Annotated in this window: 19 protein-coding genes; 9 read left to right on the top strand and 10 right to left on the bottom strand. The window is 68.1% G+C overall.

The window, feature by feature from the left end; translation table 11 throughout:
- Positions 1-55 precede the first annotated feature (55 nt).
- Together WD184_02380 and WD184_02375 are read left to right on the top strand one after the other, a co-directional pair.
- On the top strand, positions 56-1,381 hold the full coding sequence (locus WD184_02380; protein MEX0825596.1) for a PhoH family protein: 1,326 nt from the start codon (positions 56-58) through the stop codon (positions 1,379-1,381).
- 37 nt (positions 1,382-1,418) lie between these two features.
- Positions 1,419-2,672, top strand: coding sequence for a hypothetical protein (locus WD184_02375; protein MEX0825595.1), 1,254 nt, complete (start codon positions 1,419-1,421; stop codon positions 2,670-2,672).
- 12 nt (positions 2,673-2,684) lie between these two features.
- On the opposite strand, the gene WD184_02370 is transcribed toward WD184_02375, so the two are convergent.
- Positions 2,685-2,915 (bottom strand): DUF4342 domain-containing protein, encoded by a 231-nt coding sequence (locus WD184_02370; protein MEX0825594.1) that lies wholly within the window; start codon positions 2,913-2,915, stop codon positions 2,685-2,687.
- A gap of 122 nt (positions 2,916-3,037) precedes the next feature.
- Between WD184_02370 and WD184_02365 the strand changes: the two genes are divergently transcribed.
- The 5 genes from WD184_02365 to moeB all read left to right on the top strand — a co-directional run bounded on the left by WD184_02365 (position 3,038) and on the right by moeB (position 6,833).
- Positions 3,038-3,418 carry a PadR family transcriptional regulator gene (locus WD184_02365; GenBank protein MEX0825593.1) on the top strand — a complete coding sequence of 127 codons (381 nt, stop codon included), beginning with the start codon at positions 3,038-3,040 and terminating at the stop codon, positions 3,416-3,418.
- A gap of 17 nt (positions 3,419-3,435) precedes the next feature.
- On the top strand, positions 3,436-4,008 hold the full coding sequence (locus tag WD184_02360) for a hypothetical protein (GenBank protein MEX0825592.1): 573 nt from the start codon (positions 3,436-3,438) through the stop codon (positions 4,006-4,008).
- 85 nt (positions 4,009-4,093) lie between these two features.
- Positions 4,094-5,110, top strand: coding sequence for an alcohol dehydrogenase catalytic domain-containing protein (locus tag WD184_02355; GenBank protein ID MEX0825591.1), 1,017 nt, complete (start codon positions 4,094-4,096; stop codon positions 5,108-5,110).
- A gap of 146 nt (positions 5,111-5,256) precedes the next feature.
- Positions 5,257-5,676, top strand: a complete 420-nt coding sequence (locus tag WD184_02350; protein MEX0825590.1) for a M67 family metallopeptidase — start codon at positions 5,257-5,259, stop codon at positions 5,674-5,676.
- The gene (gene moeB / locus WD184_02345) at positions 5,673-6,833 is read left to right on the top strand and encodes a molybdopterin-synthase adenylyltransferase MoeB (GenBank protein ID MEX0825589.1); all 1,161 of its coding nucleotides are present in this window, start codon (positions 5,673-5,675) and stop codon (positions 6,831-6,833) included. Before WD184_02350 ends, moeB begins: the two co-directional genes overlap by 4 nt.
- Here moeB and WD184_02340 read toward each other — a convergent pair.
- The 9 genes from WD184_02340 to WD184_02300 all read right to left on the bottom strand — a co-directional run bounded on the left by WD184_02340 (position 6,830) and on the right by WD184_02300 (position 16,697).
- Positions 6,830-8,068 carry a PQQ-dependent sugar dehydrogenase gene (locus WD184_02340; protein ID MEX0825588.1) on the bottom strand — a complete coding sequence of 413 codons (1,239 nt, stop codon included), beginning with the start codon at positions 8,066-8,068 and terminating at the stop codon, positions 6,830-6,832. The genes moeB and WD184_02340 overlap by 4 nt on opposite strands.
- A gap of 31 nt (positions 8,069-8,099) precedes the next feature.
- A complete protein-coding gene (locus WD184_02335; protein MEX0825587.1) occupies positions 8,100-9,362 on the bottom strand; it encodes a cystathionine gamma-synthase family protein in 1,263 nt (420 codons plus the stop codon).
- 75 nt (positions 9,363-9,437) lie between these two features.
- Positions 9,438-10,598, bottom strand: coding sequence for an FAD-binding oxidoreductase (locus tag WD184_02330; protein MEX0825586.1), 1,161 nt, complete (start codon positions 10,596-10,598; stop codon positions 9,438-9,440).
- A gap of 135 nt (positions 10,599-10,733) precedes the next feature.
- On the bottom strand, positions 10,734-12,953 hold the full coding sequence (locus WD184_02325; protein MEX0825585.1) for a molybdopterin cofactor-binding domain-containing protein: 2,220 nt from the start codon (positions 12,951-12,953) through the stop codon (positions 10,734-10,736).
- On the bottom strand, positions 12,950-13,408 hold the full coding sequence (locus WD184_02320; GenBank protein MEX0825584.1) for a (2Fe-2S)-binding protein: 459 nt from the start codon (positions 13,406-13,408) through the stop codon (positions 12,950-12,952). Before WD184_02320 ends, WD184_02325 begins: the two co-directional genes overlap by 4 nt.
- Complete coding sequence (locus tag WD184_02315; protein ID MEX0825583.1) at positions 13,405-14,208, bottom strand: FAD binding domain-containing protein; 804 nt, start codon at positions 14,206-14,208, stop codon at positions 13,405-13,407. The genes WD184_02320 and WD184_02315 overlap by 4 nt, the downstream gene beginning before the upstream one ends.
- Positions 14,209-14,272: 64 nt before the next feature.
- Positions 14,273-14,770 (bottom strand): DUF4262 domain-containing protein, encoded by a 498-nt coding sequence (locus tag WD184_02310; GenBank protein MEX0825582.1) that lies wholly within the window; start codon positions 14,768-14,770, stop codon positions 14,273-14,275.
- Positions 14,771-14,902: 132 nt separating this feature from the next.
- Positions 14,903-15,730, bottom strand: coding sequence for a zinc ABC transporter permease AztB (gene aztB / locus WD184_02305; protein MEX0825581.1), 828 nt, complete (start codon positions 15,728-15,730; stop codon positions 14,903-14,905).
- Positions 15,731-15,734: 4 nt separating this feature from the next.
- Positions 15,735-16,697, bottom strand: coding sequence for a metal ABC transporter substrate-binding protein (locus WD184_02300; protein ID MEX0825580.1), 963 nt, complete (start codon positions 16,695-16,697; stop codon positions 15,735-15,737).
- Positions 16,698-16,725: 28 nt separating this feature from the next.
- Between WD184_02300 and WD184_02295 the strand changes: the two genes are divergently transcribed.
- Positions 16,726-17,160 (top strand): Fur family transcriptional regulator, encoded by a 435-nt coding sequence (locus WD184_02295; GenBank protein ID MEX0825579.1) that lies wholly within the window; start codon positions 16,726-16,728, stop codon positions 17,158-17,160.
- Positions 17,151-17,966, top strand: a complete 816-nt coding sequence (locus WD184_02290; GenBank protein ID MEX0825578.1) for a metal ABC transporter ATP-binding protein — start codon at positions 17,151-17,153, stop codon at positions 17,964-17,966. Before WD184_02295 ends, WD184_02290 begins: the two co-directional genes overlap by 10 nt.
- Positions 17,967-17,987: the final 21 nt, after the last annotated feature.

The following is a 17,987-nucleotide window of genomic DNA, read 5'->3' as shown; positions in this document are numbered from 1 at the left end:
CGGTGCTGCACGACAATCCTTGACCCTGAGCCCGGAACCGGCAAGCCTGGCGCCTGTGCCGGAACGGGGATCGCAGCGAACCTACGTGATCGACACATGCGTCTTGCTGGCTGACCCGTCCGCCATCTTGCGGTTCGACGAGCACGATGTGGTGCTTCCCCTGGTGGTGATCGAGGAGCTGGACCGCAAGAAGACGCTGATGGACGAGGTGGGGTCCAACGCCCGCCGCGCCATCAGGCTGCTCGAAGAGTGCGGCGCCTCCGAGGCGGGGGGGCTGTCCCAGCCGGTGGCGCTTCCGTCCGGCGGAACCTTGCGAATCGAATTGAACGGGGTCAACTCGCGCCGCCTGCCCGAGGTGCTGGACCCGAAGACACCCGACCATCGGATCCTCTCCACCTGCCTGGAACTCGAGACGAACGGCGTTCCGGCCGTCCTGGTCACCAAAGATGTCGCCCTGCGGATCAAGGGCGCCCAGTTGGGCGTCGCGGTGCAGGATTACCGGGCAGACGTCGTCGCAGTGGACGAGTACTACACCGGTGTCACCGAGATCACGGTCGACTCCGCCACTGTCGATCGCTTCTACGCCGACGGCAAGATCCGTCTCGAACATCCCGATTTGCTGCTCAACCAGTTCGTGGTGCTGCGCGCCCCGGCTTCACAGTCGGCGGTCGGTCAGGTGGTCGAGGTCGAGCCGATACCCGTGGCGGTGAGGGTGCCGGGGAACCGCCGGGTATTCGGGATCGAATCGAAGAACGTTCGCCAGGCCTTCGCCCTCGAGTTGCTGCTCAATCCGGACATCCCCGCGGTCTCGCTGATGGGAGCCCCCGGAACCGGCAAGACGTTCCTGGCACTCGCCGCCGGCCTGGAGCAAGTGCTCGAGGCCGGGCGGTACCGCAAGGTGTCGGTCTACCGGCCGCTGATCGCGGTGGGACGCCAGGAGATCGGTTACCTGCCCGGCGACCTCGACGAGAAGCTGGCTCCGTGGATGGCGGCCGTCCACGACAATCTCTACGCGCTGTTCTCGGACGGAGGTCCCGGCGCCCCTCGCCAGGCCCTCGAGGAGCTGGTGGATCGCGATGCGCTCGAACTGGCGGCGATCACCTATCTGCGAGGGCGCTCGATCACCGGTGAATTCGTGATCATCGACGAGGCCCAGAACCTCGAGTTGCCGACTCTCAAGGTGATCCTCACCCGGATCGGTCCCGACGCCAAGGTGGTGTTCTGTGGGGATTTCACTCAGATCGACAACCCGTATGTGTCCCCGTTCGGCGGGGCAGCGGCGATGATCGAGAAGATGAAGGGCAATCACCTCTTCGGGCATGTCACCCTCGAGCGAACGGTCCGCAGCCCCCTGGCGGAGCTGGCGACAACCGTTCTCTGAGCGTTGGCCGTCGGCTTTGTTGACTACCTTCACGATGGTGAGCGACCAGTTCGACCCCGTGGTGCGGCGGCGGGGAATCGCCCGCCGGACCGCGCGTTCGGCGATCCGGCGGGTCGACGCCATGTTTGGCAAGAACGGGCCGGCTTTCAAGCAGTTGGCGGTGTCGTGGGCGACCAGCACCGCCGGCGACACACTCGTCACCATCGCCCTCGCTCAGACACTGTTCTTCGGAGTGCCCTCCGCCGACGCCCGAGGGAACGTCGCCCTCTACCTTGCCCTCACCCTCGCCCCGTTCGCGGTGATCGCACCGGTGATGGGCGGGATCTTTGCCAGGTTCCGCGGGGTCTACCGGGCAGCGCTGACCCTCTCGGCCCTTGCTCGGGCGGTGCTGGCGGTGGTGATGATGTTCGGGCTGACCACCATCTGGTTGTATCCGCTGGCGTTCGGGATGCTCGTGCTTTCGAGGCTGTTCGGGATCACCAAGTCGAGCATGCTCCCGGTGGCACTGCCCGCTCCCGTCGCGCTCGTCAGCGCCAACGCCGCCCTTGCCCGTATCGGGATCCTCGCGGGTGCGGTGGTTCTACCGATCGGCGCTCTGGCGGTACAAGTCGATCCGGCGATTGCGCTGGCCGTGGCGGCGGTGTTCTTCGTCGGGACAACCTTCACCTGCATGGGCCTCCCCCATCCCCGGAGCGTCGAGGACATGGACGTGGGCACCGATGCCGATAGCTATCCCGTGCTGCCCCCGCGGAACCTGCGTCTGGCGCGTCTTGCGACGGCAGGGGCCAGGTTCCTCAACGGGTTCTTGCTTCTGTTGCTCGCCTTCGAATTCCGTGACGCCGAAGCCGGAGCGCTCGACTTCGGAGCGCTGATCGCCGCCGGCGGAGTGGGGTACGGCCTGGCATCGATCATCAGTCCGCTGCTCGAGAGGCTGCTCCGGGAGGAGCCGATGGTGGTGGCGGCGCTGGCCCTAGAGGCAGCCGCGGCGTTCATCGCCGGCCAATTCTTCGGTCTGGCGGCGGCGGCGGCGCTCGCGGCCGCCGCCGGGCTGGCGTGGGGCACCGCCAAGTTCGCCTTCGACGGGCTCCTGCAGGCGACGGTTCATCCCGACAAGCGGGGAAGCGCCTTCACCCGGTCGGAGACGCTGTTCCAGCTCGCGTGGGTGGTGGGGGCGATCCTCCCGGTGACCATGACGATTCCAGCCGAGGTGGGGCTGGCCGGTGCCGGGGTATTCGCGCTGGCTGCACAGACGCTGTTCGTATCGAGCCTGCTGGTGGAGCGGCACGGCTGATCGGCCTGATGATCAGGCGGCGGCGGATTCCTCGCCGGTGCCCTCCACCGACACGGTGAGGCCCTTGAACAGTGCACCGACGGCGGCTGCGGCGGCGAGACGGGGCGCGATCACGATGCCGGCAGCGGCGGCGATCACCGCGTGCAACAGCTTGGCCTTCACCATGGGGCGGCCGTCGGCGGCACGGACGGTGACCGTCCGCTCATTGGCGGCTGCAAGCAGGTCTGAGAATCGTTCGTGCATGAGGGGACAAGCGTACCGGCCGCGGAGGAGATCGAGTCCTGTCGGTCCCTTGACATATATCGAGGACGGATATATCGTCCCCGGACATACCGTGCGCACGGTATCCAGAAAGGATCGATGACGTGAGTAGTGCACAGGCCCAGAGCCCCGACGGACATCTTCCGCTCACCCCGGCGGCGTCGCACATATTGCTGGCGCTGGCGGACGGCGAGAAGCACGGCTACGCCATCATGCGCGAAGTCGAGAACCTGTCAGACGGGACTCTGACGATGGGCCCTGGCACGCTCTACGGCTCGATCAAGAGGATGCTGGGTGCGGGCCTCGTCGAGGAGACCGAGAACCGCCCCGACCCCGAATTGGACGACCAACGTCGGCGTTACTACCGGCTCACCGGCCTCGGTGAAAGGGTCCTCAGTGCCGAGATGACTCGGCTCGAGGCGATGGTGAAGGCAGCCGCAGCGAAGCGGGTCGCCTTTAGTCCGCGGCCTGAGGCTGCGCAGTGAGGAGTAGCCCACGAGCGGTGACGCTCTACGAGGCTCTGCTCAAGGCGTATCCCCCCGAGGTGCGCGACGAGTACGGCGACGACATGGTGCAGTTGTTCACCGACCGATACCGCGACGGGCGGCCCGGCGGCGACATGCTCCGATTCGCCAGGTTTTGGGGAGGCATAGTCGGTGACCTCGTTTGGACCGCACTCACCGAGCGAACGGAGAGTGTTGTGGCGAACTTCAAACAACAGTGGTGGAAGTGGGCGATCGGCCTGGTGGCGGCTCTCGAGGCGCTGCTGGTGGTCCTATCGATTGCCCGACTGGTCACCGGAGACGACCCACACGGGGCCAGCGACCCGGTGGCGACCCTCGTGGTCAGCGCGTCGGCGATGGTCGCGTTGGTGCTGGGGCTTGGGTTGCTGAGGAGCCGGCCGCGCCTCGCGGCCGGGCTACTTGTCTACGGGCTCCTCCCGGCGGTGGCCGCCGGGATCGTGGTCTTCTGGCTCCCACCGATGTATCTGGTGAGCTTGCTTGGCGTCTACGTGTCGGTTCGGGTGCTTATGGAGGCAGGGAGATTGACGCGATCGGGCGTCGCCCCGGCGTGACGCGACGGTGAGACATCGGGGGCGGCAGTGCGCCGCCCCCGATGTCATCGGCACCTCGGGTCGATCGCTGTTCTAGCCTCGGTTGATGCGTGCCGTCACCATCACCGCGTACGGTGCCCCGCTGTCGGATGTCGAGCTGCCCGACCTCATCCCCGGGGCGTTAGATGTGGTGGTGCGGGTGGAGGCTGCCGGGATCTGTCGGTCGGATGTGCACTATCGATCGGGGACTCGACCGGTGCCGTCGCTGCCGCTGGTCCCGGGTCACGAGGTGGCGGGCACGATCATCGATGTGGGCGTGGAGGTGGCCGATCGGGCGGTGGGAGACCGGGTCTGCCTCCACTACCTGGTCACCTGCGGAACCTGCGCTCAGTGCCGGCGGGGCGCCGAACAGTTCTGCGAAGTGGGGCAAATGATCGGTCTCGACCGCCAGGGTGGCTACTCCGAGCAGATCGCGGTGCCGGCCCGCAACGCCCACCTGGTGCCCGCCGGTGTCGACACGGCGGTGGCGGCCATCATGATGTGCTCCTCGGCGACCGCCCTCCACGCCCTCCGCCGGGGTGAGGTGGCGCCCGGCTCGAGCGTGGCGATCTTTGGAGCGGGAGGGCTGGGAGTGTCGGCCATCCGACTGGCGCAGATCCTGGGGGCGTCGCAGGTTTTCGCGGTCGACGTCAACCCGCGCAAGCTCAAGGCGGCGGCCGCGCTCGGAGCCGTACCCGTCGACGGCAACGCCGACCCGGTAGCCGCGCTGCTCGCCGCTGGTGGGGTGGATGTCGCCCTCGAACTGGTGGGCAGCGCCGAGGTGATGAAGTCGGCCCTGGACTCTTTGGCGCCCTCCGGGCGCGCCGTCGCGGTGGGTATCACGCACCGGGAGTTCGGCCTGGACCCCTATCGAGATCTGGTCAAACGGGAGGTCGACTTACGCGGCTCGGCCGATCACCTCGCAACCGAGATCGACGAGCTGCTGACGATGGCCGACAACGGGACGCTCGAACTGGGGGAGGCCATCACCCGCCGCATTCCCCTCGACGCCGCCGCAGTCACCGAGGCCATGGATCGCCTCGAAGCCTTCGGCGACGACATCCGCGTGGTGATCGAGCCGTAGGGCCTCGCTTCGCTCGGCCCCGCAATTCGCAATTCGCGATTCGCAATTCGACGGAAAGGCAGGAGGCGCCTTCCTGCGGAAGCCGGATGGCCGAGGGCTCGTTCCCGAAGACTCGAGACTGGAGACTGCGTTACCGTCCTCTTTCCATGCTGCTTTCTGAAGCCATTCGCGCAGAGATCGTCCTGCATGCTCGGGCGGGCCATCCGAACGAGGCGTGCGGCTTGTTGGCTGTGGATGGTGACGGCCGGGTGCGGCGGGCGTATTGCCTGGACAATGTCGACCGGTCGCCCTTCTCGTTCACCGTCGATCCCGACCAGCACTTTGCCTCGCTCGGCGATGCCGAATCCAACGGGTGGTCTTTGGGCGGCTCGTTCCACTCGCATCCCCGCACTGCCGCGGTCCCGTCGCAGACGGACATCTCCCGTGCCCTGGAACCGGACTGGGTGTATCTGATCGTGGGGCTTGCGGATCCCGAGACGCCCGAGCTCCGAGGTTGGTGGATTCGAACGGGAAGGGCGGTGGAGGAACCGATCGAGGTCGTGCCCGTCACCGAGGGGGCTCGATGACGTACGGCGAGCTGGTGGCCCGGATGCGAGCCGTGATTCGCGAGGTGTCGGTGGACGAGTTGGCATCCGCCGATCCGCCCCCGGTGCTGGTCGACATCAGGGAGGTCTTCGAGTACGCCTCGGGGATCATCGAGGGAGCGCACCTGGTGCCGCAGGGCAGCCTGATGGGATCGATCGGCGAAATCACCCCCGACCCTGGAACGGCGGTGGTTCTCTACTGCGCCCATGGGAATCGCTCGGCCTTCGCCGCCAAGACTCTCGAGACCCTGGGCTACTCCAATGTCGCTTCCCTGGCGGGTGGCATGGACATGTGGCGTCGGGCAGGTCACCCCGTGGCGATGGCATCCGAGCAAACCCGGAGCGGGCGGTATGCCCGGCACCTCGTTCTGCGCGAGATCGGCGAGGCGGGGCAGCAGCGGCTGCTCGATGCTCGAGTCCTGGTGGTCGGAGCCGGCGGGCTTGGTTCGCCGGCGCTGCTGTACCTCGCCGCCGCGGGTGTGGGCACGATCGGGGTGGTCGATCCAGATGTGGTCGACGTGACCAATCTGCAGCGCCAGGTGCTGCACGACGGCACCCGGCTCGGTGTCCCGAAAGTGGCCTCCGCGGCGGAGACGCTGCATCGGCTCAACGACGATGTCGAGGTGATCCCGCACCCCGTGGCGATCAAGGCCGGCAACGCCCTCGGCCTCATGGAGGGATACGACGTCGTGGTCGACGGCGCCGACAACTTCCCCACCCGCTACCTGCTCAACGACGCGTCGCTGCACCTCCGGATCCCGGTGGTGCACGGATCGATCTTCCGGTGGGAGGGGCAGGTGACGGTGTTCGACCCGTATCGGGGGCCTTGCTATCGGTGCCTGTTCCCGCAACCCCCGCCTCCCGAGTTCGCCCCCAATTGCGCCGAGGCGGGGGTGCTGGGCGCGCTACCGGGGGTGATCGGCTCGATGCAGGCAGTGGAGGCCGTGAAGGCGATCCTCGGCGTGGGTGAGACGCTGCGGGGCCGCCTGATCTCTTACGACGCCCTTGCCCAGGAGTTCGCCGAACTGCGCTTCGATCGAGACCCGACGTGCCCGGCGTGCGCCGACGAGTCCCGTCCTCCGGCATTGGTGGACTACGACGAGACATGCCGATTCGCCGGCAGTGTCACCCGTCCCTAGGCGTCGAAGCCGATTCGGTAGACCCCGGACGCCGTGGTGACGTAGAGCTCGCCGTCATGGTCGACACCGAACGACGACAAGTGCTCCAGCCCGGTGGCGAAGATGCGGGAGTCGATGACCTCGCCGCCCTCGACCCGGATCACCATGATTTCGGTGGAGCAGTAGTCGCCGAAGAAGTACACGCCGTCCAGTTCGGGGTGGTTCGCACCGCGGTACACGTAGCCCCCGGTCACCGAGCATCTGCCGTCGTCGTGGGAGTACTCGTAAACGGGTCCGATGAAGACATCGTCTTCGCACAGCTCCTCGGGACCGTCGTAGCAGTGGGTTCCTTCGAGGATCGGCCAGCCGAAATTCGCTCCGCGCATGTCGAGGCCGACGCGGTTGATCTCCTCCCATGAACCCTGCCCCACGTCGGCGACCCACAAGTCGGTGCCGTCGAAGCTGAATCTCCAGGGATTGCGCAAACCCCAGAAGAACACCTCGGGCGCCCCATCCGATCCATCGGCGAACGGGTTGTCGCTGGGAATCGCGTATGGGTCGCCGGAGTCGACGTCGATGCGGAGGATCGCGCCGAGAAGAGTGGAGGGGTCCTGGCCGTTGCGGTACTGGTCGCCACCGCCACCTCCATCGCCGAGGGCGATGTAGAGGTACCCGTCGGGTCCGAAGGCGATCATCCCCCCGTTGTGATTCTGGGCGGGCTGGGGGTGGCGGAGGATCAGCTGGACGCGCTCGGGGTCGGAGCCATCGGTCGGCATGTGATACTCGACGATGGTCGTGGAGAAGTCCCCATTTCGGGAGTAGTGGACGAAGGCGCGTTCGGGATCATCTGGATGGAAAGCCAGGCCGAGCAGACCGCGTTCGCCCGCGAACCACACCCTGTCGCGAATGTCGAGAACCAGCTGCACATCGCCGCCGTCGCGGCTCATCGACTGGACGGTGCCTTCCTGGTTGACGACGTAGAGCCGGTCGTCGCCCGGTCGCGCCGTCACGAACACGGGGGAGGCGAAGCCTTCACCGACAGGATCGAGCACCAGCTCACCGACGGTATCGAGAGGCACTGACTCGGCCGGAGCCGTCGTCGTGGTCGATCCGAGCGTGGTCGACGAGGTGGGGTTCGTCGAGGTGGTCATACCCGCCGTTGTCGTCACCGGGGTCGTGGTGGTCGATTGGACCGCCCCATCGTCCCCGCAACCCCCGACCAGCAGCAACACGATCGCGAGCGCGATGCGTCTCATGGCTCGATCGTAAAGGGAGGTGCGAGCTACCTCAGACTTGATCGAGCGCCCTGGCGATGTCGCGGATCAGATCGTCGGGATGTTCGACCCCGATGGAGAGGCGCACCAGGCTCTCGGTGATTCCGATCTTGGCGTTCTCCTCCGGCCCGGCCTCGCAATGGGTCATCGAACAGGGGTGCTCGGCGAGGGACTCGACGGACCCGAGGCTCACCGCCAGCTTGAAGAGCCGGAGCCCGTCGAGGAAGCGATAGCACTCCGGTTCACCGCCGTCGATTTCGAAGGAGATCATCCCGCCGGCGCCGAGGCACTGCTCTTTGAACCGGTCGTGGCGGGGGTCGCCCGCCTCGATGTGGCCCAGGTAGTTCACCGCGGTGACCTTGGGGTGCCCACGGAGGTAGTCGGCCACCTTTCGGGCCGAGTCGGCCTGATGCTCCATTCGCATTCGCAGCGTGGTGAGGCTCCGCAGCAACAGCCAGGCCGTGAACGGGCTCATCATGCTCCCGGTGAAGGTGCGCATCGCCCGGATCGGCCCCATCATCTCGGCCGAGCCGGTGGCGGCGCCGGCGATGATGTCACCGTGTCCTCCGAGGTACTTGGTGGCCGAGTACAGGACGATGTCGGCGCCATGGTCGATGGGCCGCTGAAACACCGGCCCCAGGAAGGTGTTGTCCACCGCGAACGGCACCTTGCGGTCGAGGGTGGAGAACCGGGCGGCGAGTTGGGTGCACATCGCCAGGTCGATCAGGTCGTTGGTCGGATTGGCCGGCGTCTCGGCGTAGACCATTCCGAGTGGTCCCCCGGCACCGTCGATGGCGGCGGCGATCTGGTCGGCCGTCTCATGCGGGCCGAAACGGACCACCCGGACGCCGAACTCCGGCAGCACCGAATCGATGAAATGTTGGGTGCCGCCGTAGATCGGGGTGCTCGCGGCGATCACATCGCCCGGCCGCAGGTGAGCCCACATGGTGGTGGTGATCGCCGCCATCCCGCTGACGAACACCGCCCCTCTCTCGGCGCCATCCCACAAGGCGAGGCGGTCCTCTGCGATCTCCAGGTTGGGGTTGTTGATGCGCGAGTAGATCAGGTGGGGCCGCTCGCCCGGCTCGGCGTCGGCCAGGCCATAGGCAACCTGGAAGCATCGCTTGCCGGCCGCGGCATTGGGGAAGACGAAGGTCGAGGTCTGGAAGATGGGAGGGGACACCGCCCCTTCGGACCACTCCGGCTCGTAGCCGTAGGACATCATCAGGCTCTCGGGGTGGAGAGCGGTCTCCGCGGGGTCGCTCCGCTTCGCCATCGGTCCTCCAGGATCGGCGCTACGGGCGCGGCTGCTGCCTCGTCCTGAAATCTAACCTGGCCGGTGGGCCTCCGGTCAGGTGCTTTCGGCCTCGGTCGCCAGCCGCGCCGGTGAAAGGGCCCCGGCACTCAGTCCTGCCCGGGTGAGGTCGGCCGGGGGAGCGCCGTCCAGGATCGTGCCCTCGGCGAACCTGGCCATCGCCGGGGCGGTCTTGATGCCGAAACCGCCCTGCGCGGCGAGCCAGTAGAAGCCGGGCACCTCGGGGTCCCAGCCGTTGACCGGGCGATGGTCGGCGACGAACGACCGCAGCCCGGCCCAGGCGCGCTCGATCGAGCGGATCGGCATCGTCGTCACCGCGGTGATGCGCTCGATGGCCAGCGCGACATCGGCCTCCTCGTGCCGGGCGTCGCACGGATGCATGGCCGTCTCGTCGGCGGGTGACGCCAGCAGGTGGGCGCCCTCCGGCCGGAAGTACCAGTGCTCGTCCACGTCGATCACCATCGGCCAGCGTCGGTGGTCGAACCCGTCAGGGGGTCGGAAAGTGAATGCGGTCCGCCGCTTGGGCACCAGCCCGATCGGATGCGTCCCCGCCATGCCCCCCACTACGTCGGCCCACGCACCGGCCGCGTTGACGACGATGTCGGCTTCGTGGTTGCCGTCCGGGGTGGCAACCGTCCAGGAGCCTCCGTTGAGGCGCAGATTCACGACCGGAGACCGGGTGAGGATTCGCGCTCCCCGGGTGCGCGCCGCTTGCTGGTACCCGAGGTGCAGAGCGTGGACGTCGATGTCCATCGCCCCCGGTTCGAGGATTCCGCCGGCCACCACCTCCGGGTCGAGGACCGGGCACAGGGCGCGGGCCTCCTCCCCGCCGACCCCTTTGACGGTGGGGACCATCGCCCGAAACTCCTCGAGCGCAGTCGCCAGGGCCGGTGCCTGGTCGGCGGTGCCGACGAACAGAAGTGACCGGGGTGTCACCAGGGGCGAATCGGAGAACCCGGGGGGAGGAGCCGCGAGGAACGGCCGGCTGGCGATGGCGAGCCGGCGGACCACCGGGTCCCCATAACACTCGGTGAACAACGCGGCCGACCGCCCGGTGGAGTGGTATCCGCAGATCGGCTCCTGTTCGAACAGAGCGACCTCGGCGCGCGCGGACAATTCATAGGCGACCGAAGCACCCGCGATCCCGCCGCCGATCACAGCGATGTTCAGAGGGGCCTCGCTTCGCTCGGCCCGCAATTGGCAAATGGATTGGCAAGAGGCGCTGTCAATGCTCGCTCCTGACTCTTGGTTCTTGATTCTTGACTCTTGCGGGAGGCGGGCGGCGGGAGGCGGGCGGCCGGGTCTGGCTGGAGCTGGAGCCGTAGCCGGGGCCTACTCGGAAAACACTATGTGCTCCGGCCTCACCGGCACTCGGGTCAGGTCGCGGCCGGTGGCGTTGCGGATGGCGGCCACGACTGCCGGGGTGGACGAGATCGTGGGCGGTTCGCCGACACCCTTGGCGCCAAACGGACCCCAGTGGTCGGGTTCCTCGATCAGGATCGCTTCCACGTCGGGGGCATCGAGGAAGGTGGGCAGTAGGTAGTCGGTGAACGAGGCGTTCTTCATCACGCCCTGGTCGAGAACGATCTCCTCCATGACCGCCAGGCCGACGCCTTGCATGATCCCGCCCTCGATCTGGCCGATCACCGCCGCCGGGTTGATTGCCTTGCCGACATCCTGGGCGGTGTCGACCCGCACCACCCGCACCAGGCCGAGGTCGGGGTCGACATCGACCACTGCCCGGTGGGCAGCGATGGCGTACCCGGCATGCACCTTGCCCCGGCCCTGGTCGTCGGGCCGTTCGGTGGGGGGGTGGTGGAACCTCTCCAGGTGCTCGATGGGTCCGCTGGCGAGCAGGTCGGCGGTGGTCGCCACAAGTTCTTCGCCGCGCCAGACACCGCGGTCGTCGAGCCGATCTCCACCGCCGCGTAGTAGCGCCTCGGCGAGCAAGGTCTCGCACGCTGCCACTACCGCGCCGCCGGTCATCTGTGTCTGGCGGGAGGCCGAGGTCGAGCCGGCCGACCCGATCCGCGAGGTGTCCACCCACACCATCCGCACCTGTTCGACGCCGGTGACCGTTCGGGCAAGTTGCTCCACCACCGAGACCAGCCCCTGCCCGACCTCGGCGGCGGCAGTATGGATCTCCAGACCGTCGGAAGTCAGCACCGCCCTTGCCTCGGCGTAGTCGTCGAAGGACTCGGAGAACGCCAGGTTCTTGATGCTGACGGCGAACCCGATACCTCGACGCACCGCCGTCGTCGGGGTGGTGAGCCCGGTGCCGCCGGGCAACCGGCGCGGGTCGTCGGAAACGGAGTCGAAAAGCGGCATCGCCCGCAGTGCTTCGATCACCCGTCGGGTGGGGAGGGAGCCCTCGATCAGCTGGCCGGTGGTGGCGAGGCGGTCGCCCGATTCCAGGGCGTTCATCAACCGCAGGTCGATCGGGTCGATGCCGAGTGCGGTGGCGAGGCGATCCATCTGTGACTCGTACCCGAAGCATGACTGGACCGCGCCAAAGCCTCGCATCGCCCCCGCCGGGGGGTTGTTGGTGCGTACCGCCGCCCCATGCACCTCGACCGCGTCGCAGTGATACGGGCCCACCGCGAAGTAGCAGGCGTTGGCGAGCACGGCGGAGCTGGTCGAGGCGTATGCCCCGCCGTCGAGCAGCAGCCGGGCTTCTACCCGGCGAAGCTTCCCGTTCGAATCGGCCTCGTGGCGATACCACATGCGGGCCGGATGCCGGTGGACGTGCCCGACGAACGATTCCGCTCGGTCGTAGACCATCTTCACCGGGCGCCCCGTGTGAAGAGCGAGCAGGCAAAGGTGTACCTGGAGGCTCAGGTCCTCGCGCGCCCCGAACGCGCCGCCGATCCCGGCCATGTGAAGCCGCACCTGCTCGGGCCGGAGGCCGAGGGTGGCGACGACTTGTTCATGGTCGACATGGAGCCATTGAGTGGAGATGTAGAGGTCGACCCCCCCTTCGCCATCGGGGATGGCGATGCCGCTCTCGGTACCAAGGGGCGCCTGGTCCTGCTGGCCCACCTCGTAGTAACCCTCGACGGCCACCGATCCGTGTGCCTCCGGATTCCCGTTGACGATGTTCATCACCCGGAAGGTCGATCCGATTCGTTCGGCCTCCTCGGGGTCCGCCAGCGGCGGGAGTGGCTCGTACTCCACCCGGACGGCGGCGGCGGCCCGGCGGGCGGTCTCGCGGTCGTCGGCGGCGACCACCGCCACCGCCTCTCCCCAGAAACGCACGAGTCCGTCGGCCAGGGCGGGCTGGTCGGCATCCTCCAGCCCGAAGGCTCGGCGCCCTGGGACGTCCTCGATAGTCAGGGCGGCGTGTACACCGGGAAGAGCCAGCGCGGGGGCGACGTCGATCGAGACAATCCGGGCGTGAGCGTGCGGGCTCCGGACCGTGGCACCCCAGAGCATCCCCTCGGCGTGGAGGTCCGACGAATAGGCGAATTCGCCCTTCACCTTGGGGATGGCGTCGGATCGGGTGACGCTGGCGCCCACGCCGCGCTCGGTCCGGGGGCGGGCGATGGTGGTCACTGACCATCTCCCGAAAGTGCCTGGAGCGCCCGGACGATGGCCCCGTACCCGGTACAGCGGCAGATGTTCCCGGCGAGCGCTTCGCGGATGTCCTCTGCGGAGGGGTCGGGGCTGGCGTCGAAGAGGTGGGCGGCGGCGACGACGATCCCCGGCGTGCAGAAGCCACATTGCACCCCCGACCCGTCGACCATCACCTGCTGCACCCGGTGGAGGGTGTCGCCGTCGGCCAGCCCCTCGACGGTCACGATCGTGGATCCGTCGGTGTCGGCGGTCATCACCAGGCACGAGCACACCAGTTCGCCGTCGAGGATCACCGAGCACGATCCGCACTCGCCCTGCTCGCAGGCGTTCTTCGAGCCGTAGAGGCCGAGGCGGTCCCGCAGCGTGGTCAGCAGGCTCTCGGGCCCGATCGGGTCGGCGGTGTGCCCGGTGCCGTTGACGGTGAAGCGGGTCATCGTCCGAGGATCTTCTCCACCAGGCGTCGGGCGATGACCCCCGAGGCGTGGCGGCGGTACCCGGCGGTGGAGCGATGGTCGGTGATCGGGGAGACCTCCTCGGAGACCAACCGCTGCAGTTCGGCGAGCGCTGCCTCCGACGGGTTCCGCTCGGCGGAGATCATGGCTTCGGCCCGGCGAGGGCGAACGGGAGTGGGGCCAACCGAGCCGAGGGCGATTGTCGTCCTCCCGTCCTCGTCGCGAAACACGCAGCACGACGCCACTGCGATCACCATCGCACTGCGGGTGCCGATCTTTGCGAACCCCTGTCCCGGCGGGATCTGATGGGGGAGTCGGGCCCCGAGGATGATCTCGTCGGGCCGCCGGGTGTTCTGCTTCGGGCCGACGATGAACTCGTCCCAGCGGACCACCCGCTCGCCCGCGGCGGAGCGCAGCACGATCTCGGCGTCGAGGGCGGCGAGGACCGGGAGAGCATCACCGGCGGGGCTGGCAGTGCCCAGGTTGCCGCCCAGGGTGCCGGCGTTGCGGATCTGCGGGGAGCCCACCGTCCGGGCCGCCTGCGCCAGCGCCGCGATCGGCCCCCGCTCCATGCGGCTGTAAGTGACGCCCGCCCCGAGGAACTGGCCGTCCCACTCCTGAAGTTCGGGGACCCGGCGGATGCCGATCACCGACGAGGGGCGCAGGGCGTGATAGTTGACCGACACCATGAGGTCGGTGCCCCCGGCGAGGATTGTCGCCTCCGGGTCCTCCGCCAGCGCGGTGAGGGCGTGGTCGAGCGATGTCGGCTGCCGGGTCTTCACCGCGGTCAGATTAGGAGCGGGGGCTGCGGGAGGCTCTTTGCCGCGTCGCGTTCACCGAGCAACCTCACGCGGCGAAGGTCCCGGGCCGCGGTTGAAGTTCCGGTGCGGCGTAGCCCTCGTCCCAGGGGAAGCGGCCGGCCGCGTCGTCGTAGGTGAGTTGGAGCGCAGGCACCGAGTACTCGGCAGGGCGCTGGTAGAAGCGGTTAGCCCACAACAGGATCTCGCCAGGGTTGGGTACCGGTTCGGGGATGATCCGATGAGGCCATTTCGCGAAGGTGATGACCGCGCCGGGCATCACGGTGTCCCCGTCCATCACCCGCTGCCCGAGGTCATTGAGGACGCCGCTGGCCGTCGCCGGGTCGACCCCGACGATCAACAACTCGGCGTGGCCGAGCCCGAACAACCCGGTGGTGTAGGCAAAGGGCGGCTGATCGTCGGGCGCCGGATCGCACCCGGGCCGGCTGCAGGTTCCGCCGCCGACATATTGGATTTGCCAGCCGACCCGGCGGATCGCCTCGGTCATCCGGGCTTCCTCCTGGTCGTGCCAGGCTTCGAGATCCATCGGTGACCCCTTTCTTCGACCCGATCACGGTCGGGATCGAGCCGCACTCGAATATTTGCGCGGAAGGTATGCCTTGCCTGTGACAGATTCGGAGGCGTGGGGCGAAAGGCTCAGTTCGCAATGCGATGCGGGTCACGCCTCCGGGCGCGGGCGTCCGATGCTCTTGAGGGCAAGTACGGCGAAGAACAGCGCTACCGGGACGACTGCCATCGTGGCCGACCCGGAGGTGTCGGCGTGGTACGAGATGATCAGGCCGACGAATACCGACAGCACCCCGATCGCCGCCGACGCCAGCATCATCGTGCGGACCCGGCGGAAGAGGAGCGCCGCCGTGGCCGGAGGCCCCACGAGCAGCCCGAACACGAGGAGCGTGCCCACGGTCTGGAAGGATCCGATGATCGCCAGGGTCACCAGGGCGAGAAGCACGCCGTGGGCCAGGTCGGGACGCAGCCCGAGGAGTCGGGCCTTGTCCTCGTTGAATGACAGCACGAGAAACTGGCGGTAGAAGGCGATCGAGGTGACGGTGGCGATCGCCGCCACCACCGCCAGGAGCAGCACATCGCCCGCCGACACGCCGAGGGCGTTGCCGAAGAGGATCCCGGTGAGGTTTCCGGTGTACGACGACGACCGTGAGATCAGGATCACGCCGAGGCCGAGCATCCCGACGAAGAGCAGGCCGATGCCGGTGTCCTCGGAGAACGTGGTCTGGCGGTGCACCAGGCGGATCCCACCGATCATCACCAGCGCGGCGACCGCCGCCCCGATCAGGGGGTTGAACCCAAGGAGCACCGAGAGGGCGATCCCGGGGACCACGCCATGGACCAGGGCGTCGCCAAGGAAGGTCATCCCCCGGACGACGACCCAAATGCCCACCATCGAGGTGGCCACCGCCGCCAGCGCCCCACCCAGCAGGGCACGTTGCTGGAAGGCGAGAGAGAACGGGTCGGTCAGCCAATCCATGATGTCACGCTAGGGCGTCGGCGATCAGCCGGGCGTTCTCCTCGAGCATCCCGATCAGCGTGGCGGCGGGGGAGCCCTCAGCGTCGAGTGATTCGGTGTGGAGGTTCACCACCGCCACGGGCTCGCGGGCTTCGGCGGCGACCGCGGCGGCCACCGCACCCGGCTCGCTGGTGTCGGCGAAGATCGCCGGCACACTCAGTTCGTCGATCAGGGCCACCAGATCGGCGAGCGCCTGGGAGCCGGGCTCGCCGAGGGTGGAGCCGCCCGGAATGACCACCCCGACCACTTCGAACCCGTATCGGTCGGCGAAGTAGCCGATGGCGTCATGGTTGGTGACCAGCAGGCGACGGTCGGTCGGCACCGAGGCGAGGATGGCGATAATGCGCTCGTCGGCGGCCTCGAGTTCGGCCGCGTACGCGTCGGCGCGGGCGGACCAGTCGACCGACGGGTCGATCTTGGCGAGCTCATCGGCGATCAGCCGGGCCGCCTGGGCCATCCGCAGCGGATCGAGCCACACATGAGGGTCGAGCGAGTGGTCGTGGTCATCTTCGTCGGCGTGGTCGTCTTCGCCGAAGGGGAGCGGGTCGAGCAGGGGCGCCACCTCGAGCACCCGGACCCCGTCGTCGATGACCCCCGCGATTACATCCTCGAGGCCCTCCTCGAGCTCCAGCCCGTTGGCGATCACCAGATCCGCCTCGGCGAGCAGGGCCACCTCCTGGGAGGACGGCTCATAGTCGTGGGGATCAACCCCGCGGGGCATCAGCACTTCGAGCCGGGCGCTCTCGCCCACGATGTTGGCTGCCACATCGCCGAGCATGGTGGTGGTGGCCACCACCAGGGGGCGGTCGTCGTCGGCGCGCTCGGAGCATCCCGCCAGCACGCCGACGGCGAGGAGCAGGCCGGCGACCAGGCGAATCAGACCGTTCCCAGCAACTTGACGAAAATGAGAATCATTCCTATTGTTCATCCCGGCAAGGTAACAGAGGTCCGACTTGGTGGCAACAGTCGATCAGAGGGTCGAGGAGCGGCTCACCGGTCACGGAGTCCGCTACACCCGGGGGCGCCGCTCGGTGGTCGCCGCCCTGGCGCGGGCCGACGGGCCTCGTTCGGCTGCTGAACTCGTTGCGGGGCTGCGGCCGAGGGTTCCGGTGTCCTCCCTTTATCGGTCGCTCGGCGTTTTGGAGGAAGCCGGGGTGGTGGCCCCCCATCATGGGGCGCGGGGGGTCACCCGCTACGAGTTGGCCGAATGGATCGCGGGCCATCATCACCACCTGGTGTGCATCGACTGCGGCATGGTCGAAGACGTGACCGTTCCCAAAGGGGAGGAGGTGGCGCTCCGCCGGCTGGTCGAATCGCTCGCCCTCGCCTCCGGATTTGCCCCGCTGGACCACGTCCTCGAGATCGAAGGGCGGTGCCCCCGATGCCGTTAGTGGTCGATGCCGACCGGATCGTCCTGCGGTATGGGGCCCGGGTCGCCCTGGCTTCATCGACCTTTGCCATTCCCGCGGGAGTGGTGACGGCCTTCATCGGCCCCAACGGCTCCGGAAAATCGACGATCCTCAATGCCATCGCCGGGCTGGTAGTACCCGAGTCGGGCACCTTGCGGGTCGAAAGCGGCGAGGCCCGGGTGTCCTACGTCCTCCAGGCGACCAAGGTCAACGAGACGCTTCATGTCACGGTGCGAGAGGTTGCCACGATGGGCCGTTACGCCTCGACCGGCCCGTACGGGCGGCTCCGCCCCCGCGACCGTGAGGCGGTCGAGCAGGCGATGGACCGGATGGGAGTTGCCCCCCTCGCCGATCGCCACCTCCACGAGCTGTCGGGCGGGGAACGTCAGCGGGTGTTCGTGGCCCAGGGGATCGCCCAGGATCATGACCTGCTGCTCCTCGACGAGCCGCTCACCGGGCTCGACCTCACCTCCGCCCGGGCGATTGACGACCTGATCCACGAGGAGCAGGCGGCGGGCCGCACGGTGATCATGAGCACCCACGAGCTCGCCGAGGCTCGCGCCGCCGACTGGGTGCTGCTGCTCGCCGGCAGGGTGGTCGCTGCTGGGCCGCCGGCCGAGGTGCTCACCACCGAGAACCTGGTCGCCGCCTACGGCACCAGCCTGCTGCATGCGACCGAAAAGGGCCTCTTTCTGGACGACCCCGCCCACCAGCCGGTCCCTGGTCGTCACATCCACCAAGAGCGAACCATCCACGCCGAACCTCCCAGCACCGACGAGCACGGGTGAGCCGCGACATACTGGCTAGAC

It is taken from the genome of Acidimicrobiia bacterium (assembly GCA_040878325.1).
In the GTDB taxonomy this organism is placed as follows: domain Bacteria; phylum Actinomycetota; class Acidimicrobiia; order Spongiisociales; family UBA11373; genus JAUYIV01.
This window is presented reverse-complemented; position numbering and strand designations above follow the sequence as displayed.